At 71.4% G+C, this 23986-nt stretch carries 20 protein-coding genes; 10 read left to right on the forward strand and 10 right to left on the reverse strand.

Annotated features, from left to right (window positions below; translation table 11 throughout):
- Positions 1 to 17: 17 nt before the first annotated feature.
- Positions 18 to 1439: a CCA tRNA nucleotidyltransferase gene (locus ABZW10_RS10625; RefSeq protein ID WP_355362659.1), complete on the forward strand. Its 1422-nt coding sequence runs from the start codon at positions 18 to 20 to the stop codon at positions 1437 to 1439.
- Positions 1440 to 1519: 80 nt separating this feature from the next.
- Here ABZW10_RS10625 and ABZW10_RS10630 read toward each other — a convergent pair whose 3' ends face one another.
- The 5 genes from ABZW10_RS10630 to ABZW10_RS10650 all read right to left on the reverse strand — a co-directional run bounded on the left by ABZW10_RS10630 (position 1520) and on the right by ABZW10_RS10650 (position 6716).
- A complete protein-coding gene (locus ABZW10_RS10630) occupies positions 1520 to 2626 on the reverse strand; it encodes a hypothetical protein (protein WP_355362527.1) in 1107 nt (368 codons plus the stop codon).
- Positions 2627 to 2662: 36 nt separating this feature from the next.
- Positions 2663 to 3274, reverse strand: coding sequence for a hypothetical protein (locus ABZW10_RS10635; RefSeq protein WP_355362529.1), 612 nt, complete (start codon positions 3272 to 3274; stop codon positions 2663 to 2665).
- A 51-nt stretch (positions 3275 to 3325) separates the two neighbouring features.
- Positions 3326 to 4669: an MFS transporter gene (locus ABZW10_RS10640; RefSeq protein ID WP_355362531.1), complete on the reverse strand. Its 1344-nt coding sequence runs from the start codon at positions 4667 to 4669 to the stop codon at positions 3326 to 3328.
- 138 nt (positions 4670 to 4807) lie between these two features.
- Positions 4808 to 5890 carry an inositol-3-phosphate synthase gene (locus ABZW10_RS10645; protein WP_355362533.1) on the reverse strand — a complete coding sequence of 361 codons (1083 nt, stop codon included), beginning with the start codon at positions 5888 to 5890 and terminating at the stop codon, positions 4808 to 4810.
- A gap of 127 nt (positions 5891 to 6017) precedes the next feature.
- Positions 6018 to 6716, reverse strand: a complete 699-nt coding sequence (locus ABZW10_RS10650) for a helix-turn-helix transcriptional regulator (protein WP_355362535.1) — start codon at positions 6714 to 6716, stop codon at positions 6018 to 6020.
- Between the two features lie 508 nt (positions 6717 to 7224).
- Between ABZW10_RS10650 and ABZW10_RS10655 the strand changes: the two genes are divergently transcribed.
- On the forward strand, positions 7225 to 9897 hold the full coding sequence (locus ABZW10_RS10655) for a transglycosylase domain-containing protein (protein WP_355362537.1): 2673 nt from the start codon (positions 7225 to 7227) through the stop codon (positions 9895 to 9897).
- 189 nt (positions 9898 to 10086) lie between these two features.
- Positions 10087 to 11703, forward strand: coding sequence for a glycosyltransferase 87 family protein (locus ABZW10_RS10660; RefSeq protein WP_355362539.1), 1617 nt, complete (start codon positions 10087 to 10089; stop codon positions 11701 to 11703).
- A 10-nt stretch (positions 11704 to 11713) separates the two neighbouring features.
- Here the strand turns inward: ABZW10_RS10660 and ABZW10_RS10665 are convergent, their stop codons facing one another.
- From ABZW10_RS10665 to ABZW10_RS10675, 3 genes are all read right to left on the reverse strand, one after another.
- Positions 11714 to 12748, reverse strand: coding sequence for an alanine racemase (locus ABZW10_RS10665; RefSeq protein WP_355362541.1), 1035 nt, complete (start codon positions 12746 to 12748; stop codon positions 11714 to 11716).
- Between the two features lie 57 nt (positions 12749 to 12805).
- Entirely contained in the window at positions 12806 to 13924 is a 1119-nt protein-coding gene (locus ABZW10_RS10670; RefSeq protein WP_355362542.1) for a peptidoglycan bridge formation glycyltransferase FemA/FemB family protein, read from the reverse strand.
- A gap of 167 nt (positions 13925 to 14091) precedes the next feature.
- Positions 14092 to 14391 (reverse strand): hypothetical protein, encoded by a 300-nt coding sequence (locus ABZW10_RS10675; RefSeq protein ID WP_030304540.1) that lies wholly within the window; start codon positions 14389 to 14391, stop codon positions 14092 to 14094.
- 298 nt (positions 14392 to 14689) lie between these two features.
- On the opposite strand from ABZW10_RS10675, the gene rpsF reads away from it, so the two are divergent.
- The 4 genes from rpsF (at position 14690) to rplI (ending at position 16458) form a co-directional block, all read left to right on the forward strand.
- The gene (gene rpsF, locus ABZW10_RS10680; protein WP_350570360.1) at positions 14690 to 14980 is read left to right on the forward strand and encodes a 30S ribosomal protein S6; all 291 of its coding nucleotides are present in this window, start codon (positions 14690 to 14692) and stop codon (positions 14978 to 14980) included.
- A gap of 96 nt (positions 14981 to 15076) precedes the next feature.
- Positions 15077 to 15679: a single-stranded DNA-binding protein gene (locus tag ABZW10_RS10685; protein WP_355362545.1), complete on the forward strand. Its 603-nt coding sequence runs from the start codon at positions 15077 to 15079 to the stop codon at positions 15677 to 15679.
- A 78-nt stretch (positions 15680 to 15757) separates the two neighbouring features.
- Positions 15758 to 15994: a 30S ribosomal protein S18 gene (rpsR, locus tag ABZW10_RS10690; RefSeq protein ID WP_030304537.1), complete on the forward strand. Its 237-nt coding sequence runs from the start codon at positions 15758 to 15760 to the stop codon at positions 15992 to 15994.
- A gap of 17 nt (positions 15995 to 16011) precedes the next feature.
- Positions 16012 to 16458: a 50S ribosomal protein L9 gene (gene rplI, locus ABZW10_RS10695; protein WP_355362547.1), complete on the forward strand. Its 447-nt coding sequence runs from the start codon at positions 16012 to 16014 to the stop codon at positions 16456 to 16458.
- A 102-nt stretch (positions 16459 to 16560) separates the two neighbouring features.
- On the opposite strand, the gene ABZW10_RS10700 is transcribed toward rplI, so the two are convergent.
- Positions 16561 to 17886 carry an MATE family efflux transporter gene (locus ABZW10_RS10700; RefSeq protein WP_355362549.1) on the reverse strand — a complete coding sequence of 442 codons (1326 nt, stop codon included), beginning with the start codon at positions 17884 to 17886 and terminating at the stop codon, positions 16561 to 16563.
- Between the two features lie 591 nt (positions 17887 to 18477).
- Between ABZW10_RS10700 and dnaB the strand changes: the two genes are divergently transcribed.
- Both dnaB and ABZW10_RS10710 read left to right on the forward strand, forming a co-directional pair.
- Positions 18478 to 19944: a replicative DNA helicase gene (gene dnaB, locus ABZW10_RS10705; protein WP_355362662.1), complete on the forward strand. Its 1467-nt coding sequence runs from the start codon at positions 18478 to 18480 to the stop codon at positions 19942 to 19944.
- 115 nt (positions 19945 to 20059) lie between these two features.
- Positions 20060 to 21487 carry an acyltransferase gene (locus ABZW10_RS10710; protein ID WP_355362551.1) on the forward strand — a complete coding sequence of 476 codons (1428 nt, stop codon included), beginning with the start codon at positions 20060 to 20062 and terminating at the stop codon, positions 21485 to 21487.
- Positions 21488 to 21512: 25 nt separating this feature from the next.
- Here ABZW10_RS10710 and manA read toward each other — a convergent pair whose 3' ends face one another.
- Positions 21513 to 22712, reverse strand: coding sequence for a mannose-6-phosphate isomerase, class I (gene manA, locus ABZW10_RS10715; RefSeq protein ID WP_355362553.1), 1200 nt, complete (start codon positions 22710 to 22712; stop codon positions 21513 to 21515).
- A 324-nt stretch (positions 22713 to 23036) separates the two neighbouring features.
- Between manA and ABZW10_RS10720 the strand changes: the two genes are divergently transcribed.
- Positions 23037 to 23798 carry a polyprenol monophosphomannose synthase gene (locus ABZW10_RS10720; protein WP_355362555.1) on the forward strand — a complete coding sequence of 254 codons (762 nt, stop codon included), beginning with the start codon at positions 23037 to 23039 and terminating at the stop codon, positions 23796 to 23798.
- Positions 23799 to 23986: the final 188 nt, after the last annotated feature.

Consider the following 23986-nt stretch of genomic DNA (forward strand, 5'->3'; position numbering starts at 1 on the left):
TCCAGGTCGTCCCCGGCCTGAGCGAGGCCCAGACCCTGGGCCTGCAGGAACTGCTGCGGGTGTCCCCGGTCGCCGACGAGATCGCCCGCCGGTTCCAGGCGGCCGGTCACCGGCTCGCGCTGGTCGGCGGCTCGGTCCGGGACGCCCTGCTGGGCCGGCTCGGCAACGACCTGGACTTCACCACCGACGCCCGCCCGGAGCAGGTGCTCAAGCTCGTCCGTGGCTGGGCCGACGCGGTCTGGGACGTCGGCATCGCCTTCGGCACGGTCGGCGCGCGCAAGGACACCCCGCAGGGCTCCTTCCTGATCGAGATCACCACCTACCGCTCCGAGGCGTACGACCGCACCTCCCGCAAGCCCGAGGTGACCTACGGCGACACCATCGGGGAGGACCTGGTCCGCCGCGACTTCACGGTCAACGCGATGGCCGTCGACCTGCCCGGCCGCGGCTTCGTCGACCCGCACCACGGCCTGGACGACCTGGAGGCCCGGGTGCTGCGCACCCCCGCCACGCCCGAGGAGTCCTTCTCCGACGACCCGCTGCGGATGATGCGGGCCGCCCGGTTCGCCGCCCAGCTGGACTTCGATCCGGCCCCCGACGTGGTCGCGGCGATGACCGCGATGGCCGACCGGATCGCCATCGTCTCCGCCGAGCGGGTCCAGGCCGAGCTCAACAAGCTGCTGCTGGCCAAGCACCCGGTCAAGGGCCTGCGGCTGCTGGTCGACACCGGCCTGGCCGGCCACGTGCTGCCCGAGCTGCCCGCGCTGCAGCTGGAGCGCGACGAGCACCACCGGCACAAGGACGTCTACGAGCACTCGCTGACCGTCCTGGAGCAGGCCGTCGACCTGGAGCAGGACGGCCCGGACCTCACCCTGCGGCTGGCCGCGCTGCTGCACGACATCGGCAAGCCGCGCACCCGCCGCTTCGAGTCGGACGGCCGGGTCTCCTTCCACCACCACGAGGTGGTCGGCGCCAAGATGACCCGCAAGCGGATGCGTGAGCTGAAGTACTCGAAGGAGCTCACCGAGGACGTCTCGCGCCTGGTGGAGCTGCACCTGCGCTTCCACGGCTACGGCGGCGGCGAGTGGACCGACTCGGCGGTGCGCCGCTACGTCACCGACGCCGGACCGCTGCTGGAGCGGCTGCACAAGCTGACCCGCTCGGACTGCACCACCCGGAACAAGAAGAAGGCCGCCGCGCTCTCCCGCACCTACGACGGACTGGAGGTGCGGATCGGCGAGCTCAAGGCGCAGGAGGAGCTGGACGCCGTCCGCCCGGCGCTGGACGGCAACCAGATCATGGAGCTGCTCGGCCTCAAGCCCGGCCCGATGGTCGGCAAGGCGTACAAGCACATGCTGGAGCTGCGGCTGGAGCACGGCCCGCTGGAGCACGACGCCGCGGTGGCCGCGCTGCGCTCCTGGTGGGACGCCCAGCAGTAGGCCCTGTCCCGGGCCGCGGAGCGGTCGACGGGGGCGGTTCCGGGTTCCTCCCGGGGCCGCCCCCGCCGCTTGCGAGGGGCTCAGAGCTTCTTCAGGCAGAGGACGAAGCTGAGTGCCTCGGTGCTGGACTCACGGGTGTAGGTGCTCTCGGTGCCGGTGACGTCGTCGCAGGCCTTCTCGTTGTCGCTGGTCGCGTAGACCTTCTTGAGCACCTTGTACTGGGCCCGGCTGTCGGAGCACGGCAGCATGGTGATCCGCGGGTTGGCGTCGTGGGTGGCCGCGGTGCCGTTCTCGTTGCGCAGGCAGTCGCCGGCCTTGGCGACGTCGATGTCGCTGGGCACCTTGGAGCCGACCGACGGGGTCGGCAGGGTGATCGTCGGCACCGGTACCGGCGGCAGCGAGAGGCTCGGCGAGTGGGTCGGCGAGAAGGTCGGCGCCGGGATGGTCACCGTGGTCGGCGTGGGCAGCACCAGCGGGCGGTACGGGTCGTCGTCGTGCCGGGCGCCGAGGAGCGCGCCGGTCGCGATCAGGATGATCATCGAGCCGATTCCGAGCACCGGCAGCAGCAGCATGAAGATGTGCGGGCGCCGGGTGAGCGGCACGCCCGGGTCGAGCTGCGGTCCGTGGGTGCCGGGCGCGGGCGGCGGCAGCTCCTTGATCCGGTTGTGGGCGGCGAGGTTCCGCAGCAGGGTGACCACGGTGAAGATCCCGGAGAGGTAGCCCCACCAGCCCTGGACCAGGGTGCGGGCCGACATGTCGCGGACCATCGCGGTGCCGCAGGTGCGGCAGTACGGTCCCGGCTGCTTCAGGAACCGCATGATGATGATGATGCCCTGGTGCCCCCGGACGGTGGTGTCGACGGCCGGGAAGCCGCCGCAGAACCGGCAGACCGGTCCGCCCGGGTGGGCGTAGCCGGCCGGTGCCGGATAGCCCCCGGCCTGAGGGGGGTAGCCCGCGGCCTGCGGCGGATAGGCGTAGCCGCCGGGCGGGGCCTGGTGGGGCACGCCGTACCCGGGCGGCGCGGCCGGCGGCGGGGCGGCGGGGTAGCCGTAGCCGGCCGGCGCGGGGGCGGGCGGCGGCTGCGGGGCCGGGGCGCCGGCGTACGGGTTCCCGGTGGCGTACGGGTTGGCGCCGTCGGCGGGCGGCGTCGAGCCGTACGGCATCTGGGGCGGCGGCGGAACGGACAAGGGGATCCCCCGGAAGGAAGGTCGGGTGGCGGGCGGTCAGGACTTCTTGAGCGGCGGGACGCCGGTGAGCGGGCCGAGGCAGAGCACGTACCGCTTCTTGTTCCACCGGCGGCCGCTCTTGCCCGAGACGGTGCTGGTGGTGCCGGCGGTGCTCCGGCACTTGGTGGTGTCGGTGGTGGACTCGAACGCGGCCAGCACCCTGTAGTTCGCCTTGCTGTCGGTGCACTTGACCACCGAGACGTCGCGCGAGCCGGCGGCCCGGACGCAGTCGCCGGCCTTGGCACCGCTGACGCTCGGACCGCTGACGAAGTAGCCGACGATCAGGGTGATCACGCCCAGGACCAGGCCGGCCGCCTTCAGCCGGGCCTTGCCGTGGCCCTTCGCGGCCGGTGCGCCGGCCGGGAGCGGGGCGGCCGGCGGGTAGCCGTGCGGGGAGGGGTGGCCGTAGGGGGCGGGGGCCTGGGGGTACGGCTGGGCCGGGTACGGGGCCGGGTACGGCTGGGGCGGGTACGACTGGGGCTGGGCCGGGTACGGGGGAGCCGCCTGGGGCGGTCCGTACGGCTGGGGCACGGGTGCGCCGTAGGGCTGCGGGACCGGCGCGGGGCCGTACGGCTGTGGTGGCCCGTACGGATGTGGCGGTGTGCTCATCAGATTGTCCCCCGAGACAGACTGCTGTCGCTCCGACAGATCTGACGTACCTTAGCGACTCGCGCCGACGTCCCCGGGGAGCGGGCCGGTGCGACGGGCGGCGCGCAGGTAGAGCACGGCCGCGACCGCGTAGACCAGGGCCACGCCCAGCACGACCGGCACCGAACGGCCGGAGAGCGGCAGCACCAGGGCGGTCACCAGGGCGGCGGCCACGAAGGCGACGTTGAAGAGCACGTCATAGATGGCGAAGACCCGGCCCCGGTAGTCGTCCTCGACCGACTCCTGCACCACGGTGTCGGCACAGATCTTGGTGCCCTGGGTGACCACGCCGAGCAGCAGCGCCGCGATCAGGCAGGGCACCAGGCGGAAGCCCAGCCCGAGCACGGGCACGAAGAGCACCGGCGCGGCCAGGCAGAGCGTCATCCAGCCGGCCAGCCCGAGCCGCCGGCTGCACCAGGGGCTGATCACCGCGGCGACGAAGAAGCCGGCCGCGGAGAGCCCGACCGCCTGGCCCAGGGTGGCCAGGCCGGCCGCGCTGTCGGTGGGGTCGTTGAAGGTGTAGCGGGCGAGCATCACCACCACCACGATCAGCACGCCGTAGCAGAACCGCGCCGCGGTGACGGCGGCCAGCGCGTGCGCCGCCGGACGGCGGTCGCGCACCAGGTGGGTGACGGCGGCCTGCAGCTCCCGGGCGGCCTGGGCCAGCGCCTGGCCGAGCGCGGGGCGGTCCGGGTGGTGGGCGGGACCGAGCAGGTCGCGGTCCATCCGCAGCGCCGCCAGCGCGGCGGTCAGGTAGAGGACGGCGGCGAGGCAGACCAGGGCGGCGTCGGCCTTCGGCCCGGGGGGCATCACCTGGTGCAGCAGGAAACCCAGCCCGCCGCCGCAGGCCGCCGCGACGGTGCCCAGGGTGGGGGAGAGGGCGTTGGCGGTGACCAGCTGCTCGCCGCGCACCACCCGGGGCAGCGCCGCCGACAGGCCGGCCAGGATGAACCGGTTGAGCGCGGTGACCAGCAGCGCGGAGGCGAAGAAGAGCCAGGTCGGGGCCTGGACCAGGAGCAGTCCGCCGGTGACCAGGCCGAGCCCGAAGCGGGCCAGGTTGCCCAGGTAGAGCACCTGGCGGCGGCGCCAGCGGTCCAGCAGCACACCGGCGAAGGGGCCGATCACGGAGAACGGCAGCAGCATCACGGCCAGCACCGAGGCGATGTCGGCCGGCGAGGACTGCTTCTCCGGGGAGAAGACCACATAGGCGGCGAGGGAGACCTGGAAGACGCCGTCGGAGAGCTGGGACAGCACCCGGGCCGTCAGCAGCCGGCGGAAGTCACGGCCGCGCAGCAGGTCGAGGAGCGTGGCGCGGTGCGCGGCCCGGTGGGTACTGCCGTTCTCGGTGATCGCCACGTGCCCAGAGTGCCATGGAAGGGGCCGGTGTTTCACGTGAAACATTCGCCGGGAAAAGATGAACGGGCCCACGGCTGTCGACCGTGGGCCCGTTCGGTGTCCGAGCGGACCGGGCTCAGTGCCCGGAGGGGCTCAGATTCAGCGCTCGACCTCGCCGCGGATGAACTTCTCCACGTTCTCGCGGGCCTCGTCGTCGAAGTACTGGACCGGCGGGGACTTCATGAAGTACGAGGAGGCGGAGAGGATCGGGCCGCCGATGCCGCGGTCCTTGGCGATCTTCGCGGCGCGCACGGCGTCGATGATGACACCGGCGGAGTTCGGGGAGTCCCAGACCTCGAGCTTGTACTCCAGGTTCAGCGGGACGTCGCCGAACGCGCGGCCCTCCAGGCGGACGTAGGCCCACTTGCGGTCGTCCAGCCAGGCCACGTAGTCCGAGGGGCCGATGTGGACGTTGTTGGCGCCCAGCTCGCGGTCGCGGATCTGCGAGGTGACGGCCTGGGTCTTGGAGATCTTCTTGGACTCCAGGCGCTCGCGCTCGAGCATGTTCTTGAAGTCCATGTTGCCGCCGACGTTCAGCTGCATGGTGCGCTCGAGGATGACACCGCGGTCCTCGAACAGCTTGGCCATCACGCGGTGCGTGATGGTGGCGCCGACCTGGGACTTGATGTCGTCACCGACGATCGGCACGCCGGCCTCGGTGAACTTGTCCGCCCACTCCTTGGTGCCGGCGATGAACACCGGGAGGGCGTTCACGAAGGCGACCTTGGCGTCGATGGCGCACTGGGCGTAGAACTTGGCGGCCTGCTCGGAACCGACCGGCAGGTAGCAGACCAGGACGTCGACCTGGGCGTCCTTCAGGGCCTGGACGACGTCGACCGGGGCCTCGTCCGACTCCTCGATGGTCTCCCGGTAGTACTTACCCAGGCCGTCGAGGGTGTGGCCGCGCTGGACGGTGATGCCGGTCGGCGGCACGTCGCAGATCTTGATGGTGTTGTTCTCGGACGCCGTGATGGCGTGCGCGAGGTCCTGGCCGACCTTCTTGGCGTCGACGTCGAAGGCGGCGACGAACTCCACGTCACGGACGTGGTAGTCACCGAACTGGACGTGCATCAGCCCGGGGACCTTGCCGGCCGGGTCGGCGTCCTTGTAGTACTCGACACCCTGCACCAGCGACGTGGCGCAGTTGCCCACACCCACGATGGCTACGCGAACCGAACCCATTCCGGTTGCTCCCTGTGATCTCATGAGCGCCGCCGGGGGTCGGCGGGACTCGTCCTGCTTCTTCGATGACTGCTGACGGGCGCGTGACGCGCCCGCTCCTGCCGCGCGGCACAGGGCTGGCGCGGTGTCAGCGCTCCTGGTCGGAGCGCCCCGGGCGGTCGTACGGTGGCCCGGGCGGGTCCACGGACCCGTCCTCCTCGCCTCGGCCGTCCGAAGTCCTGGGTACTGAGGGGCCGGTCGTGCCGGCCGACGGGCCGGTGCGGCCGGTGCGGTTGGCCCGCTCGGTCTCGATCAGCTCGTTGAGCCAGCGGACCTCGCGTTCCACCGACTCCAGTCCGTGCCGCTGCAGTTCGACGGTGTAGTCGTCGAACCGCTCGCGGGCGCGGGCGAGCGAGTTGCGCATCCGCTCCAGGCGCTCCTCCAGCCGGCTGCGGCGGCCCTCCAGCACGCGCATCCGTACGGCCCGGTCGGTCTGGCCGAAGAAGGCGAAGTGCACGCCGAAGTGCTCGTCCTCCCAGGCGTCGGGGCCGGAGTCGGCGAGCAGTTCCTCGAACCGCTGCTTGCCCTCGGCGGAGAGCCGGTAGACGATCTTGGACCGCTTGCCGTTGAGCGCGGTGGCCGGAACGTACTCGACGTCCGGGTTGTCCTCGGCCAGGAAACCCTGGGCCACCAGGCTCTTCAGACAGGGATAGAGCGTCCCGTAGGAGAACGCGCGGAACGAGCCGAGCAGGACGTTGAGCCGCTTGCGCAGCTCGTACCCGTGCATCGGAGCGTCGTGGAGCAGTCCGAGAACGGCGAACTCCAGCACTCCTGAGCGCCTGCCCACTGCTGTCGTCCTCCCTTCCCCGGCCGGTCCGCGACCCGCCTGGCTCGGCGGTATGTCGCTCCGATGTATCGGCTCGATATATCGAGAACAGTAAACCTGGCCCTCCGAACCGGCAAGGGGGACGCGCGTGAATGTGATCACAAGGCGACGCGCGGGTGTGCTTGGCAACGGGCGTGTAATGATCTGCTGCCGTTTTGCGGCTATTGGCGATTGATGCCCGATTGGTTCGGATTCCAGGCTGCGTACGCTGTCGCGTGTGCACGAGGACCACCTCCGGGGTTAGGTCGGTTGCGGGCATCGGACGTGGACCCTGCCTTCAGGCTCGACCGGCCTGGCGAGGAGTAGCTGGAACATGAGCGAACGACGGCGCAGGTCGCCAGGTGGCGACGGTCGTCCCCCGGGCGGAGACAACGGGCGAGCGGCGGGCGCCGGGCCCGACGAGCTCGGTTCGGAGGGCCTCGGCCGGCGCAGACCCCAGGGCGGGCGGGACACCGCCCAGCAGCCCCGGATGACCCGCGCCGAGATGCGCAAGGCGGCTCAGAAGGGCGGCCGGCGCGGCGGCGCGGAGGCCGGCGGCGCTGCCGCGGCCGCGGCCGGACGGGGCGGAGATCCCGGCAAGAAGCGGTTCATCGACTACCCGCGCTTCGGCAAGCAGGGCTTCCGCCGCTGGCTGCCGTCCTGGCGGCAGTGGCTGAGCGGCGTCCTGCTCTTCGTCGGGGCCTGCGTGGGCGGGGTCTTCTACGTCTACCAGACGACCGAGATCCCCAAGCTCAACGCCCTGGTGGACGACCAGAACAACATCTACTTCTGGGCCGACGGCACCGAGATGGTCCGCAAGGGCGAGACCAACCGGCAGATCGTCGAACTCGCCGACATCTCGCCCAACCTGCAGAACGCGGTCATCTCGGCGGAGAACGCGACCTTCCGCACCGACAGCGGCATCGACCCCAAGGGCATGATGCGCGCCGTGATCAACATGGCCAAGGGCGGACAGACCCAGGGCGCCTCGACGATCACCCAGCAGTACGTGAAGAACGCCTACCTGACGCAGGAGCAGACGCTCTCCCGCAAGCTGAAGGAGTTCTTCATCACCCTGAAGGTCAATCAGGAGTTCGAGAAGAACGAGATCCTCAAGGGCTACCTGAACACCAGCTGGTTCGGCCGCGGCGCGACCGGCGCCCAGGCCGCCGCCCAGGCGTACTACGGCGTCAACGCCAAGGACCTGGACCTGTGCCAGAGCGCCATGCTGGCCGGCCTGCTCAAGGGCGCGTCGTTCTACGACCCGACCATCAAGGGCAACCACGACCGCGCGCAGGAGCGCTGGGCGTGGATCCTCGACCGGATGGTGGAGACCAAGAACGCCACCGCCGAGGAACGGGCGAAGTGCACCACCTTCCCCGAGCCGATCAAGCAGGTCCCGCCGGCCAACATGAACGGCCAGATCAGCTACCTGGTCGAGACCGCCAACAAGTACGTCATGGCCAAGGACACGTCGATCGACCAGCGGGCGATCGACAAGGGCGGCTTCAAGATCTACACGACCTTCCAGAAGGACAAGGTCGACGCCCTGAAGAAGGCCGTCGACGAGGTCAAGGGTGAGACCCTCAACCCGCAGAAGCGCCCGGACAACGACAACTTCGTCCAGTTCGGCGCGGCCAGCATCGTCCCCAACGACGGTGCGATCGTCGCCCTCTACGGCGGTGACGGCGTGGAGAACGGCCACCACGACAACAACGCCGACGCCCAGGGCGTCCAGGTCGGCTCGACCTTCAAGCCGTTCGTGCTGGCCACCGCCATGCAGACCGGCGTGATGACCGCGACCGACGACAAGGGGAAGCCGAAGCGGATCAACGCCGACAGCCGCTACCTCTCCGACGACATGTCGGAGATCCGCAAGCCGGACGGCTCGCTGGTGATGGGGGACGACGGCAAGCCCTACCACCAGAAGAACGAGGAGAAGGGCCGGCGCGGCTACGTCTCGCTGCGGATGGCCATGCAGTACTCCTACAACGTTCCCTTCGTCCAGCTGAACCAGGACGTCGGCGGCCAGAACGTCATGCAGATCGCCGAGGCGATGGGCATCCGCAAGGAGAACATCGAGAAGGAGTCGAAGACCACGACCTTCCCACTCGGTGTCTCCACCATCAGCCCGATCCGGATGGCCGACGCCTACGCGACCTTCGCCGCCAGCGGAAAGCAGGCCGACCCGTACTCGGTCACCAAGGTGCTGATGGACGGCAAGGAGCGGCCCGGCTTCGGCAAGCACGAGACCAAGCAGGCACTGGAGCCGGCCGTCGCCGACAACGTCACCGACGTGCTGGTGAACGTGGCGAAGAACGGTACCGGTAAGAAGACCAACACCCTGGGCCGACCGGTGGCCGGCAAGACCGGTACCACCGACGAGAACAAGTCGGCCTGGTGGGTCGGCTACACCCCGCAGCTGACCACCAGCGTGGCGATGTGGCGCGAGGACGCGGCCCACCCCGGGCGGCTCTCGCTGAACGGCACCGGCGGCAAGGACTCGGTGCACGGTGGTGACGTCCCGGCGGACGTCTTCACCCGGTACATGAAGGCCGCGCTGGCCAACGAGAAGAAGCTGGACTTCCCGACCCCGCAGCCGGTCGGCTCGCAGGTCGACTCCTCCGGTGCGCCCAGCACCGCCAGCGCCATGCCGACGCCGACCACGACCGAGACCGGGCCCACCGCCCCGACGGACCCGAACGCCGGCCAGCCGGTCCAGCCGCCGGCCACCCAGGAGCCGGTCTGCGTCCCCGGTGTGGACTGCCCCGGCACCGTGCCCACCCAGCCGGTGCCGACCAAGACCAACCCGAACCCGGGCGGCGGTGGCAACAACGGCGGTACCAACGGTAGCGGCACCACCGGCGGAGCCGGGGGCACCGGCGGCGGCACCGGGACCGGTGGCGGCACCGGTGGCGGCACCGGAGGTACCGGCGGAACCAACGGTGGCACCGGTGGTGCGGGCACCGGCGGTACCGGTGGCACGGGCGGCACCAACCCGTCGCCGAGCTGCCTGCCCGTCATCGGCTGCTCCTCGCCGACCACGCCGCCGACCACCGACCCGGGCGGCGCCGGCGGGGCGACCGGCGGTCCGACCACCAGGCCGCCCAGGCCCAGCGGATCGGCCACGGCACCCCCCAACGGCAACGCGGCGGCACAGTAGGACGCCGTCGGACGGTGACCGGAAACGGCGGTGGGAGGCTCTCCGGAGCCTCCCACCGCCGTTTCGCCGCATTGGGAGCGATTCGTGCCGGTACCCCGGCGGCCGGTGGCCCGGTCACCGCCGCCCGCCCGCGGAAAAGGGGCAGGGGCATCCTCGTACGGGCGGGCGGGGTGCGGCAGGATGTCCGCCATGACGTCCAGCGTTCGTGACGAAGAGGCCCCGGCCGCGCCGCCGGTCGGTCCGCAGGCCAACACCGTGGTGGTGCCGGCGGACGAGGATCCGGTCGCGGCGGCCGGCAGCGAGGTGATCGGCGGCCCGCCCGGACGGCGCGCGCTGCTCGGCGTCTCCTGGTGGGTCCCGGCGCGCTTCCTGGCGCTGGTGGTGATCGTGGTCTCGGTGCTGGGCATGGCGCAGAAGCTGCCCTGCTACGACGCCGCCTGGTTCCAGCCCGGCTCGCCGCAGTACGTGCACGCCTGCTACAGCGACATCCCGCACCTGTTCTCCGGGCGCGGCTTCGCGGCCGGCCTGCACCCGTACGTGGACCGGATCCCGGGCACCAGCGGTGACCTCCAGTTCCTGGAGTACCCGGTGCTGACCGGCCTGTTCATGCAGATCGCGGCCTGGCTGACGCCCGGCGGCGGGTCCCTGCACGACCAGGAGCGGTGGTTCTGGACGATCAACGCCGGTCTGCTGATGGCCTGCGCGGTGGTCGCCGTGGTCGCGCTCTCCCGCACCCACCGGCGCCGCCCCTGGGACGCGCTGATGTTCGCCCTGGCGCCGACCCTGCTGCTCAACGCCACCGTCAACTGGGACCTGCTGGCCGTCGCGCTGGCCGCCGTCGCGCTGGCCTGGTGGTCCGGCTCGCGGCCGGTCTGGGCCGGGGTGTTCATCGGACTGGCCACCGCGGCCAAGCTCTACCCGGTGCTGCTGCTCGGCCCGCTGGTGGTGCTCTGCTGGCGGGCCGGCCGCACCCGCGACCTGCGGGCACTGCTCGGCGGCGCCGTCGGGACCTGGCTGCTGGTCAACCTGCCGATCATGATGGCCAACTGGCAGGGCTGGTCGACCTTCTACGTCTTCAGCAAGCACCGCACCGAGGACTACGGCTCGCTGTGGCTGATCCTCATGCAGAACCGGGGCGTGGGGCTGGCGAACCTCGACACCTTCATCGCCATCCTGATGCTGCTGAGCTGCGCGGGGATAGCGTGGCTCGGCCTCGCGGCGCCCCGCCGGCCGCGGGTGGTCCAGCTGGCCTTCCTGGTGGTGGCCGCCTTCGTGGTGTTCAACAAGGTCTACTCGCCGCAGTACGTGCTCTGGCTGCTGCCGCTCGCGGTGCTGGCCCGGCCGCGCTGGCGGGACATCCTGATCTGGCAGGCCTGCGAGGTGCTCTACACCCTGGGCATCTGGTCCCACCTGGGCTTCGTCACCGGGTCCAAGCAGCACGGCATCGGCGAGTCCTGGTACCACTTCGCGATCGTGCTGCACCTGCTCGGCACGCTCTACCTGGTCGGCATGGTGGTCCGGGACATCCTGCTGCCGGACCGCGACCCGGTGCGCTGGGACGGCAGTGACGACCCGTCCGGCGGGGTGCTCGACGGGGCGCCGGACGTCTTCGTGCTCGGCACCGCCCGCCGGCTGCGCGAGGAGGAGAGCTACGCCGGGTTCGCGCCGGCCGGCCCCGAGGCGTGGCTCGACGAGCCGGCCGCCGCGGAACCGGCCGCTGTGGAGCGGCCCGGCACGGAAGCGGTCGGCGCGGAACCGGCCGCGGCGACGGAGCCGCCCGCCGCGGAACCGGCCGCGAAGGACTGACCGGCCGGACTCAGCGGTCCACCACGCGGTCGAAGTGCGTGGTGGTGTGCCGCACCTGCAGGCCGAGCTCGTCGCCGACCGCCGGCGGCTTGGCCTCGTTGTCCAGGAAGAGCAGCGAGACCTGCATGTGCGGCGGCTCGGCGAACCAGAGCTGCTTGCCGGCCCAGTGGTACGGCGACTTCGTCTTGTTGACCGTCGCCAGGCCGGCCCGGGCGATGCCCTTGGCCCGGGAGGACATGCCCTGCACGTACTTGGGCGCCTCCAGGCCGATGCCGTGCGCGGTGCCGCCGGCGACCACCAGCAGGTGGCCGTCGGAGGGCGCCGGGTGCTGGCGGTAGCCGTAGCGGTCGCCCTTCTGGACCGGGGTGACGTCCAGCACCGTCGCCCGGACCTCCAGCGCGCCGTGGTCGCCCAGCCAGAGCCGGGTGCCGATCCGGGCCCGGAAGACGGTGTCCGGGAAGCGCTGGGCCAGCTGCTCCATGCCCGCCGCGCCGAGGTGGCTGACGAACACGGTGTGCACCGGGACGCCGGCGGCCCGGGCGGTCTCCACCCAGTACGCGACCTCGTCGACCGGGCTGGAGCCGTCCGGCCGGTCCATCGGCAGGTGCAGCGCCAGGCCCTCGAAGTGGACGCCCTCCAGCTCGGCGGCGACCGTGGTGAGGTCGGCCGCCGAGACGCCGTGCCGGCGCATGGTGGTCATGCACTCCACCACCACCCGGGCGCCGTGCAGCGCCCGCAGCCCGTCCACGCTCGCCACCGTCCGGATCACCCGGGCGTGCGGCAGCGGCAGCGCCTCCTCGCCCACCCGGTAGGGGGTGAGCACCAGCAGCTCGCCGCCGTACCAGTCGGCCGCGTCGGCGGCCTCGTAGGCGGTGCCGACCGCCAGCACGCCGGTGCCGAGGAGGGTCGCCTCCTCGGCCAGCCGGTGGTTGCCCAAGCCGTAGCCGTTGCCCTTCGCCACCGGCACCAGACCGGGGAACTCGGCCAGCACGGAGCGCTGGTGGGTACGCCAGCGTTCGGTGTCGAGGTAGAGCGACAGCGTCATCGGGTCATCTCCCAGAGGGTGTTGGGCACGGCTGCTCGGTGGCTCGGCGAGCGCTGCTCAGCGGCGCGACATGTAGAGGTCGAGGGCCTTGTGCAGCAGCTTGTTGAGCGGGAAGTCCCACTCGCCGAGGTACTCGGCGGCCTGGCCGCCGGTGCCGACCTTGAACTGGATCAGGCCGAACAGGTGGTCGTTCTCGTCCAGGGTGTCGGAGATGCCGCGCAGGTCGTACACCCCGCCGCCGAGGGCGTAGGAGTCGCGCATCATCCGCCACTGGATCGCGTTCGACGGCTTGACCTCGCGCTTGTGGTTGGCCGAGGCGCCGTAGGAGTACCAGACGTGCTCGCCGACGACCAGCATCGTGGTCGCGGCCAGCGGCTCGCCCTCGTGGTAGGCGATGTACAGCCGCATCCGGTTGGGGTCCTCGGTGACGAGGGCCTTCCACATGCGCTGGAAGTAGGCCAGCGGGCGCGGGGTGAACTTGTCGCGCTCGGCGGTCACCAGGTAGAGCTGGTGGAAGATCGGCAGCTCGTCGTAGCCTCCCTGGACCACCTCGACGCCGCTCTTCTCGGCCTTCTTGATGTTGCGGCGCCAGAGCTGGTTGAAGCCCTTCTGGATGTCGTCCAGCGAGCGGTTGGCCAGCGGCACCTGGAAGACGTAGCGCGGCTGGACGTCGCCGAAGCCGGCGCCGCCGTCCTCGCCCTGCAGCCAGCCGGCCTTGCGCAGCCGGTCGGCGACCTCGAAGGCGCGCGGCTCGTACCAGTCGGCCTCGACGTCGCGCAGGCGCTTGGCCTGCTTGGCGGCGATGGCCTCCTTGATGGTCGGGGCGTTCCAGCGGCGGATGACCACCGGCGGGCCCATCTTCACCGAGAAGGCGCCCTGGGACTTCAGGTGCGCCAGCATCGGCTGCAGCCAGCGGTCGAGGTCGCGGTCGAACCAGTCGATCACCGGGCCCTCGGGCAGGTAGGCGAGGTAGCGCTTGAGCTTGGGCAGCTGCCGGTAGAGCACCAGGCCGGCGCCGACGAGCTGGTTGGTCCCGTCGAACCAGCCGATCGACTCGGAGCGCCACTCGGCCTTCACGTCGCCCCAGGACGGCACCTGCATGTGGCTCGCCGAGGCGCGGCTCCTGATGAAGGCGAGGTGCTCCTCGCGGGTGATCGTCCTCAGGCGCAGGCTCATGCTCGGTGCTCCTCGTCGGTCGGGCTGCGGTGGGCCCCGTCTTCTCGGGGTGACCCTATCGTCCGGGGTCCCGTCGGCTTCGGGCACGGCGGCGCCCCCGCCGCGTACCCGTCCGCCTGAAGACAAGTACGCCGCGGGGGCGCCCGGGGTTCCTCGGGGTGGTGGGGCTAACCCCACAGACCGCCGCGTGCGATGCCGAGGTAGAAGCCGATCGCCGAGGCGCCGAGCGTGATCATCAGGACGAAGCGCTCGGCCGTGGTGACGGAGACGTACATCCCCAGCAGGCCGGTGACGATCCCGAACAGGCCGGTCCACGAGGTCAGCAGGTGCAGGTTGTGGAAGAACGACGTGATGAAGGCGATCGCGCCCAGGACGGCGGTGAGGCCGACCAGGGTGTTCTCCCGCGGGTGCGGGTGTCCGTCGGTGTTCAGGGTGAGGGCGGGCATGCGGTGGACGGTCTGGGCCATGAGTCCCACCTCCTGGCGTGGAGACGAACGGGCGGGAAACCCGTTCCGTCCAGATTGCGGCGGTTGGACGGGTCTCACAACCCCTATGCGTTTTGTTCGTCCGTCCGGGTGCGGGTAGGGTGTGTCGTCTGCACTGGTGTAGTTGTGCCCTCCTCTGCCCTCTTCCGAGTGAACGGGGACGGGCTGTCCGACCCGGCCGCTACGGTGGCCGTGTCGTCACTGCTCCGGTGCCGACGCTGCACAACCCTCCTGCCACGGAGAGACCGTGGCCGCTGAGTCCAAAGGAGGTGGGTTACTCATGCGTCACTACGAGGTGATGGTGATCCTCGACCCCTCGGTCGAGGAGCGCGCCGTTTCCCCCCTGATCGAGAGCTTCATGGCTGTCGTCCGCAACGCGGGTGGCAAGGTCGAGAAGATCGACACCTGGGGTCGCCGCCGTCTGGCCTACGAGATCAACAAGCAGTCCGAGGGCATCTACTCGGTCATCGACCTGCAGGCCACGCCTGAGGTCGTCAAGGAGCTCGACCGCCAGCTGGGCCTGAGCGAGTCGGTTCTGCGGACCAAGGTCCTGCGCCCGGACACCCACTGAGCCACCTCTGAGGCCTTCGGGTCTCGGGTAGCTCGCGACCGCTGTTTCACGTGAAACAGCGGTGAACGGACATCTTCCCGAGAGGTCATCACCACCATGGCAGGCGAGACCGTCATCACCCTCGTCGGCAATCTCGTCGACGACCCCGAGCTGCGCTTCACCCCGTCGGGTGCGGCGGTCGCGAAGTTCCGCATCGCGTCCACCCCCCGCACCTTCGACCGTCAGACGAACGAGTGGAAGGACGGCGAGAGCCTCTTCCTCACGTGCAACGTCTGGCGGCAGCCGGCGGAGAACGTGGCCGAGTCGCTCCAGCGCGGCATGCGCGTCATCGTGCAGGGCCGGCTGCGCCAGCGGTCTTACGAGACCAAGGAAGGCGAGAAGCGGACGGTCTTCGAGGTCGAGGTCGACGAGGTCGGTCCGAGCCTGCGCTCGGCGACCGCGAAGGTCACCCGGGCCAACCGGTCCGGCGGCCCGCAGGGCGGCGGCTTCGGCGGCGGCCAGCAGGGCGGCGGCCAGGGCGGCGGCTGGGGCGGCGGCGGTGGCGGCCAGCAGGGCGGCGGCTGGGGTGGCAACTCCGGCGGCCAGTCCGGCCCCTCCGACGACCCCTGGGCGTCCAGCGCTCCCTCTGGTGGCAACCAGGGTGGCGGCAGCTGGGGCGCCCCGTCCGGTGGCGGCTTCTCGGAAGAGCCCCCGTTCTAAGAGCTGACAGATTTCGTGCGGCCTGGCCGCGGGCGTCGCGAGACGCCCGCGCGGCCGTGAACCCCAATGGAGCACACAATGGCGAAGCCGCCTGCTCGCAAGCCGAAGAAGAAGGTTTGCGTCTTCTGCAAGGACAAGGTCAACTACGTTGACTACAAGGACACGAACCTGCTGCGGAAGTTCATCTCCGACCGCGGCAAGATCCGTGCCCGCCGGGTCACCGGCAACTGCACCCAGCACCAGCGTGACGTCGCCACGGCCGTGAAGAACAGCCGTGAGATGGCGCTGCTGCCCTACACCAGCACCGCGCGCTAAGAGAGGGTGACCGAACAATGAAGATCATCCTCACCCACGAGGTGCCGGGCCTGGGCTCGGCCGGCGAGGTCGTCGAGGTCAAGGACGGCTACGCCCGCAACTACCTGGTTCCGCGTGGCTACGCCATCCGCTGGACCAAGGGCGGTCAGAAGGACGTCGACGCCATCCGTCGCGCCCGCAAGATCCACGAGATCCAGACCCTCGAGGCCGCCAACGAGGTCAAGGGCAAGCTGGAGGGCGTCCAGGTCAAGCTGGCCGTTCGTTCCGGCGAGGCCGGCCGTCTGTTCGGCTCGGTGACCCAGGCCGACGTCGTCGAGGCCATCAAGGCCGCCGGCGGCCCGTCGGTCGACAAGCGCGCCGTCGCGATCGCCTCGCCGATCAAGACCGTGGGCACCCACAAGGTCTCGGTCAAGCTGCACTCGGACGTCCAGGCCAACCTGGACATCGCCGTCGTCGCCGCCTGAGCCACGACCACGCCTCGGTAGCGTCAGCTCCGCAGCAGTGGCCCGAGGGCCGGTCCCCCTTCGCGGGGGACCGGCCCTCGGTCGTTCGCCGGGCGGGGCCGCTCAGCTCCGCACCGCGCCGGTGACCAGCCACCGGCCGCCGCGGGCCCGCCAGGCCAGGAAGCCGCCGCGGACCAGCATGAAGAGGTTCATCGCCCACCAGAGCCCGGCGAGCCCGGTGCCGCTGGCCGGTACCGCGAGCGCGGCGGGCGCGAAGACCGCCAGCGTGGCGAGCATCGCCCGGGCCAGGAACGGGCCGTCCCCGGCGCCCATCAGGACGCCGTCCAGGACGTAGACCAGGCCGGAGACCGGCTGGCAGAGCGCGAGCAGCAGCAGGACGGTGTTCAGCTGGTGCTGCACCGCCGGGTCGGGGGTGAACAGCGGGACGTACAGCGGCCGGGCGAGCACCACCAGCAGGCCCAGCAGCACGCCGGAGCCGATGCCCCACTCGATCATCCGCCGGGTGGCGGCCCTGGTGCCCGGGACGTCCCCGGCGCCCAGGTGGCGGCCGATGATCGCCTGGCCGGCGATCGCGATGGCGTCCAGCGCGAAGGCGATGAACAGGAAGACCGTCATGGCGATCTGGTGCGCGGCGATCTCGTCGTCGCCGAGGCCGGCGGCCACCGCGGTGGCGATCATCAGGACGGCGCGCAGGCTCAGGGTGCGGACCATCAGCGGGCCGCCGGCCCGGGCGCTCGCCCGTATCCCGGCCGGGTCCGGCCGCAGCGAGGCCCGCTCCCGGCGGGCGCCGCGGACCACCACGAAGACGTAGACGGCGGCCATGCCGGTCTGGGCGACGACCGTGCCCCAGGCCGAACCGGCCACCCCGAGTCCGGCGCCGTACACCAGGGCGGCGTTCAGCCCGAGGTTGGCGGCGAAGCCGGCGACGGCCACGTACAGCGGCGTCCGGGTGTCCTGGAGGCCGCGCAGCACGCCGGTGGCGGCCATCACCATCAGGACCGCCGGGATGCCGAGCGCGCTGATCCGCAGGTACGTCACGGCGTACGGGGCGGCCGTCGGCGAGGCGCCGAGCGCGTCCGCCAGCTGCGGGGCCAGCAGCAGGGTCAGCGCGACCACTCCCACGGAGAGGGCCAGCGCCAGCCAGATGCCGTCGATGCCCTGCTGGACGGCGGCCCGGCGGTCCCCGGCGCCGATCCGGCGGGCGACCGCCGCGGTGGTGGCGTAGGCGAGGAAGACGAACACCCCGGTGGCCGTGGTGAGCGCGGCCGAGGCGACGCCGACGCCGGCCAGCTGCGCGGTGCCGAGGTGGCCGACGATCGCCGAGTCGGCCATCAGGAACAGCGGCTCGGCGACCAGGGCGCCGAAGGCGGGGACGGCGAGGGCGAGGATCTCGCGGTCGTGCCGGCGGCGGTCGGTGGTGAGGGTCATGGGAACCAGGCTACTCATCCACAGGTAAGTGACAAAACGCCATCCGGACACTTACTCGCACGAGCGAGCGACCGGGTCGTCCGGATGTGTGTCCACCGCCACCCGGCTGTGTGTGAAGAATTTCTCATGCACAGGCCCGGGACGGGGGAATCGCAGGTCAGCGGGTTGACGGTGGATCGATCGTCTGGTTATCCACAGGGCTTTCCACAGGGGCGTCCACAGGTTTGCGGCACTTCTCCACAGTCATCGGCCACTCGTCCACACCCCCTGTGGATAACCGCCTTGGCTGAAGGCCGTCCGGCGCCTTAGCGTGGGCCGTCCGCCCGACACTCCCACCCGCCCCGGCGTCCGATTTGTCGGTGCGGTGGCGTAGAAAATGCGGTGGCGCGGAGTCGGGTTCCGCACCATCCCAGCCACCGGCAAGGCCCGCTCCAACTCGCACCACTCGCTGAACGGGGAACACGCGTGACCGGCCCCCAGTACGACGACCACGACGCCCCGCCGCCGGAGGACGACTGGCAGGGCGCCGACGACCCCTTCCCGGTCGGCGCCTTCGCCGACGCCCCCTTCCCGGACGGCCCCGGCGACCGCCTGCCGGTCTCGCGCGGCCGCGGCCAGGGCCAGGGCGGCGGCTTCCAGAAGGGCGGCAAGGGCGGGTCCGGCGGTTTCCAGCGGGACGGCGGCAAGCGGCGCCAGGGCGGCGAGGACGAGCGCGGCGAGGGCGGCCTGGACGGCTTCGAGCGCGTCCCCCCGCAGGACCTCGCGGCCGAGCAGTCCGTCCTCGGCGGCATGCTGCTCTCCAAGGACGCCATCGCCGACGTGGTCGAGGTGCTCAAGCCGGCCGACTACTACCGGCCCGCGCACGAGCTGATCCACGGCGCGATCCTCGACCTGTACGCGCGCGGCGAGCCGGCCGACCCGATCACCGTGGCCGGCGAGCTGACCAAGCGCGGCGAGCTCCAGCGGGTCGGCGGACCGGGCTACCTGCACACCCTGGTCAACTCCGTCCCGACCGCCGCCAACGCCGAGTACTACGCGCAGATCGTGCACGAGCGCGCGGTGCTGCGCCGGCTGGTCGAGGCCGGCACCCGGATCGCCGGCATGGGCTACGCGGCCGAGGGCGACGTCGACGAGATCGTCAACGCGGCGCAGGCCGAGATCTACGCCGTCACCGAGCAGCGCACCAACGAGGACTACGCCCCGCTCGCCGACATCATGGAGGGCGCCCTCGACGAGATCGAGTCGATCGGCTCCCGCAACGGCCAGATGTCCGGCGTCCCGACCGGCTTCGCCGACTTCGACGCGCTCACCAACGGGCTGCACCCCGGCCAGATGATCGTCATCGCGGCCCGCCCCGCGATGGGCAAGTCCACCCTGGCGCTGGACTTCGCCCGGGCCTGCTCGATCCACAACAAGCTGCCGAGCGTGATCTTCTCGCTCGAAATGGGCCGCAACGAGATCGCCATGCGCCTGCTCTCCGCCGAGGCCCGGGTGGCGCTGCACCACATGCGCTCCGGCTCCATGACGGACGACGACTGGACCAGGGTGGCCCGGCGGATGCCGGACGTCAGCGAGGCCCCGCTGTTCATCGACGACTCCCCGAACCTGTCGATGATGGAGATCCGCGCCAAGTGCCGCCGGCTCAAGCAGCGCAACGACATCAAGCTGATCGTCATCGACTACCTCCAGCTGATGCAGTCCGGCGGCTCCCGCCGGGCCGAGAACCGCCAGCAGGAGGTCTCCGACATGTCGCGAAACCTGAAGCTGCTGGCCAAGGAGCTGGAGGTGCCGGTGATCGCGCTCTCCCAGCTGAACCGTGGTCCCGAACAGCGCACCGACAAGCGTCCGATGGTCTCCGACCTGCGTGAGTCCGGCTCCATCGAGCAGGACGCCGACATGGTCATCCTGCTGCACCGCGAGGACGCCTACGAGAAGGAGTCCCCGCGCGCGGGCGAGGCCGACCTCATCGTCGCCAAGCACCGAAACGGCCCGACCGCCACCATCACCGTGGCCTTCCAGGGCCACTACTCCCGCTTCGTCGACATGACCCGCGACTGACCTCCGGTGCAGGGGACGGCGCCCGGTCCGGAGGGGGTGCGGAACTCCCGCAAAGGCCGTTCACGAAGGGGTGGTGCGGAGCCCGACCCGGACATGGACTAGCCTCCGGCGCGTGATGACACTCAAATCCCGCTCTCGGCGAGAGGCCACCGGAGCAACCGGCGCCGGATCCGCACGCCCCTCGTCGAACCGGCTCGGCTGGCTGGACGCGCTGCGCGGCATCGCGGCGCTGGCCGTCGCGGCCCATCACTTCGAGATCCTGAGGATCGTCCCGTTCGGCGGCGAGATCGCCAGCCACTTCGACCTCGGCTTCTACGGGGTCATCGTGTTCTTCATCGTCAGCGGCTACATCATCCCGGCCTCGCTGGAGCGCCGTGGTGACGTCCGGGCGTTCTGGATCGGCCGGATCTTCCGGATCTACCCGGCGCTGATCGTGGCGATGCTGCTGTCCGAGTTCATCCTGCCGCCCGCCTACCAGGTCCTGACCTTCGACAGCTACCACCACGACAAGCTCTGGCTGGTGGGCAACGGCCTGATGCTGACGGACATGCTGGGCGTGTGGAACGGTTTCGGCGTGAGCTGGACGCTCACGTACGAGATGATCTTCTACTTCCTCGTCAGCAGCCTCTTCGCGTTCGGCTGGCACCGGCGCAGCACGCCGATCGCGGTCGGGGCGGGGGCGGTCGCGCTGGTGATGGGCGTCTGGATCCCGTCGCACAGCCTGCAGAACAGCAACCAGGAGATCTACAACCTCGTGACCGCCGCCCTGGCCGTCGTGGTCATGGGCGTGCTCTGCATGCTCAGCGGCAACGCGTCCCTGGCCCGGACCGGCGGTCTGCTGCTGGGCGGGCTCAGCCTGTACCTGGTGTGCACCAACGGCCGGGTGCCCGCGTTCGAGACCTTCACCATCCTCGCGACGATGTTCGCGGGCACGGTGATCTACCGGGCGCAGCACGGGCAGATCGAGCGCATCGAGGCCTGGCTGGCCATCGGCTTCGTGGCGGCGGCGGGCGCCCTGGTGGGGTGGATGTTCAACCGGGGCCCGATGGCCGACGCGACCTCGACCTTCACCTGGCAGGCGTGGACCTACGCCTACCTGGGGGCGTGGGCGTCGTTCGGCCTCTTCTTCCTGCTGCGCAAGCGGCGGATGCCGCGCGCGATGGTCTGGCTGGGCGCGGTGAGCTTCTCGCTCTACCTGCTGCACTGGCCGGTGAAGAGGTTCCTGCTGTGGCGGTTCGGCTGGGACCCCAAGTACTACTGGGCCAAGCTGCAGGAGCTGCCGTTCGCCGAGCGGTGGGCGTGGGTGGCCATGTACCTGGCGGTGCTGCTGGTGGTCTGCTGGGTGGTGTACCGGCTGGTGGAGATGCCCTTCCAGAACCTCGGCCGCAAGCTGACGAAGGCGATGAACCGGCGGTGGCCCCCGCAGTCCCTGGAGGCCCCCGCGGCGGTGGCCGCGGTCCCGGTGCCGGCCGTAGGAACGGCGGAGCCGGCCCTGGTGGGCGCGGGCACCGCCGGCGCCGGGGGCCCGGCGAAGACGGACTGACCGGCGCCGCCGCGTGCGGCCGGGGTCAGAGGGTGACGGTCGCGCGGAAGACGGTGGCGCCGGCGCCGTCGAGCCGGGTGGCGGTGCCGTCGGCCGGGAGGAAGGCGGACTCGCCCCGGGCCAGCTCCAGGACGGCGCCGTCCGCCGCGGTCAGCCGGGCGGCGCCGGCGGTGCAGAGCAGGATCTGCGGGGCGTCGCCGCCGACCGTCCGCTCCCGGCCGTCCAGCACGAAGCGGGAGAGCCGGAACTCGTCGATCGGCACGGGGTACAGCTCCTCGCCGGGCGTCCCGTCGACGGTGACCGGCAGCAGCGGCTCCGGCGAGCAGGCGGCGAACTCGACCACCCGGAGCAGCTCCGGAACGTCGATGTGCTTGGGGGTGAGCCCGGCCCGCAGCACGTTGTCGGAGTTGGCCTGGAGCTCCACGCACAGGCCGTGCAGGTACGCGTGCGGGACGCCGGCGCCCAGGTAGAGCGCCTGACCGGCGCGCAGCAGGACGTGGTTGAGCAGCAGTCCGGCGATCAGCCCGACGTCCCCGGGGAAGTCCCGGGCGATCCGGGTGTACGGCGCGTACGGGCCCTGCGGGTCCTCGGCGGCGGCCTTGCCGAGCGCCTCGGCGGTGTCCCGGACCGCCTCCGCGGCCTCGGGCCCGGACAGGGTGAGCACGGCGGCCAGCGCGGTGCTGAGCGCCTCGGACTCGTCCTCGGCGCCCAGCAGGGCGATCACCGGAGCCAGCGCGGGCACCCCGAGGCCGGCCAGCAGCGCGGCCGCGTCGGCGGGCCGGCGGAAGCCGCAGAGACCTTCGAAGTCGCCGAGCGCGCAGATGAGTTCGGGCTTGTGGTTGGCGTCCCGGTAGTTGCGGTGCGGGGCGTCCAGCGGGATCCCCAGGGCGTTCTCGGCGGCGTACCCGGCGCGGGCCTGGTCGAGCGAGGGGTGGGCCTGGATGGAGATCGGGATGCCCGGGGCGAGGATCTTGAGCAGGAACGGCAGGGTGGGCCCGAACCGGGCGACCGAGGCGGCGCCCAGCTCGCCCCGAGGATCGGCGGCGATCAACTCGTCGAGTCGGCGCGGCCCCTCGCCCCGGTCCGCCCGCGACGGGTCCCCGGGGTGGGCGCCCATCCACAGCTCGGCCTGCGGTTCGCCGGTCGGCTCCTGCCCGAGCAGCTCGGGGAGCGCGGTGACCGAACCCCAGGCGTACGGGCGGACGGTGTTGACGAGCTTGTCCATGGGCGCGGTCCTGCTCCTTGCTGCAGTGGCTGGTGGGCCTCGCCGCCGTCAGGCGGCTGCGGGCGGGGGCGGACGGGTTCGGGCATCCGGGCAAAGGCCGGGCATCGACCCTAGCCGACCTGCACCTCCGCCGGTGAAACGGCGGGCGCCGGTCGGGAGTGCCTCAGGAGGAAGGTCGGCCCGAGGACGCGGTAGTAGGATGCCAGGACCCAGTGTTTTCCACGGTGTCGTCCGGGCCGGCGGGGTGTCGGCCGGGACTGTGTCTTCCGATGAGTGCGGGCAATGGTGACCGGCACGTCCCGCCACCGGCCGAGAGGTTAGTACGTGACCGTCAACCAGCAGGGCTTCGCCGATCTCGGCCGGGTGCTGGTGATCATCCCCACCTACAACGAGGCGGAGAACGTCGAGCTCATCGTCGGCCGGGTGCGTGCCGCGGTGCCCGAGGTGCACGTCCTCGTCGCCGACGACAACAGCCCCGACGGCACCGGTGAGCTGGCCGACAAGCTGGCCGCCGAGGACCCCCAGGTGCACGTCCTGCACCGCCGGGGCAAGGAGGGGCTGGGCGCCGCCTACCTGGCCGGGTTCCGCTGGGGCATCGACGAGGGCTACGACGTGCTCGTCGAGATGGACGCCGACGGCTCCCACCGGCCCGAGGAACTGGACCGGCTGCTCACCGCGCTGCGCGGCGCCGACCTGGTGCTGGGTTCGCGCTGGGTCCCCGGCGGCCGGGTGGTGAACTGGCCGAAGTCCCGGCTGCTGCTCTCGCGCGGCGGCTCGACCTACTCGCGGCTGATGCTGGGCGTGCCGATCCGGGACGTCACCGGCGGCTACCGGGCGTTCCGCAAGGAGACCCTGCTCGGCCTGGGCATGGACCAGGTCGCCTCGGCCGGCTACTGCTTCCAGGTCGACCTGGCCTGGCGCACGGTGAAGGCCGGCTTCAAGGTCGCCGAGGTGCCGATCACCTTCGTCGAGCGGGAGCTGGGCGCGTCCAAGATGAGCCGGCAGATCGTGGTCGAGGCGCTCTGGCGGGTCACCTCCTGGGGCGTCGCCGACCGCGTCGCCAAGCTCACCGGCCGCCAGCGCTGACCACCGCGGCGAAGAGTCACCGCCCCGACACGCGACCGGGAAGGCGCGCCCCCGCCGGGCGCGCCTTCCGCGTTTTCCGTGCGCCGTGCTCCCATGCTGTAGGGCGCGAGGTCCGGCCGCCCGGTACGGTCCCCGGCCGGGCGGCTCCCGCCGTCACGGCCGTGCGCACCACCGACACCGAGCCGGAA

This window comes from Kitasatospora sp. NPDC004723, assembly GCF_040609255.1.
Classification (GTDB): domain Bacteria; phylum Actinomycetota; class Actinomycetes; order Streptomycetales; family Streptomycetaceae; genus Kitasatospora.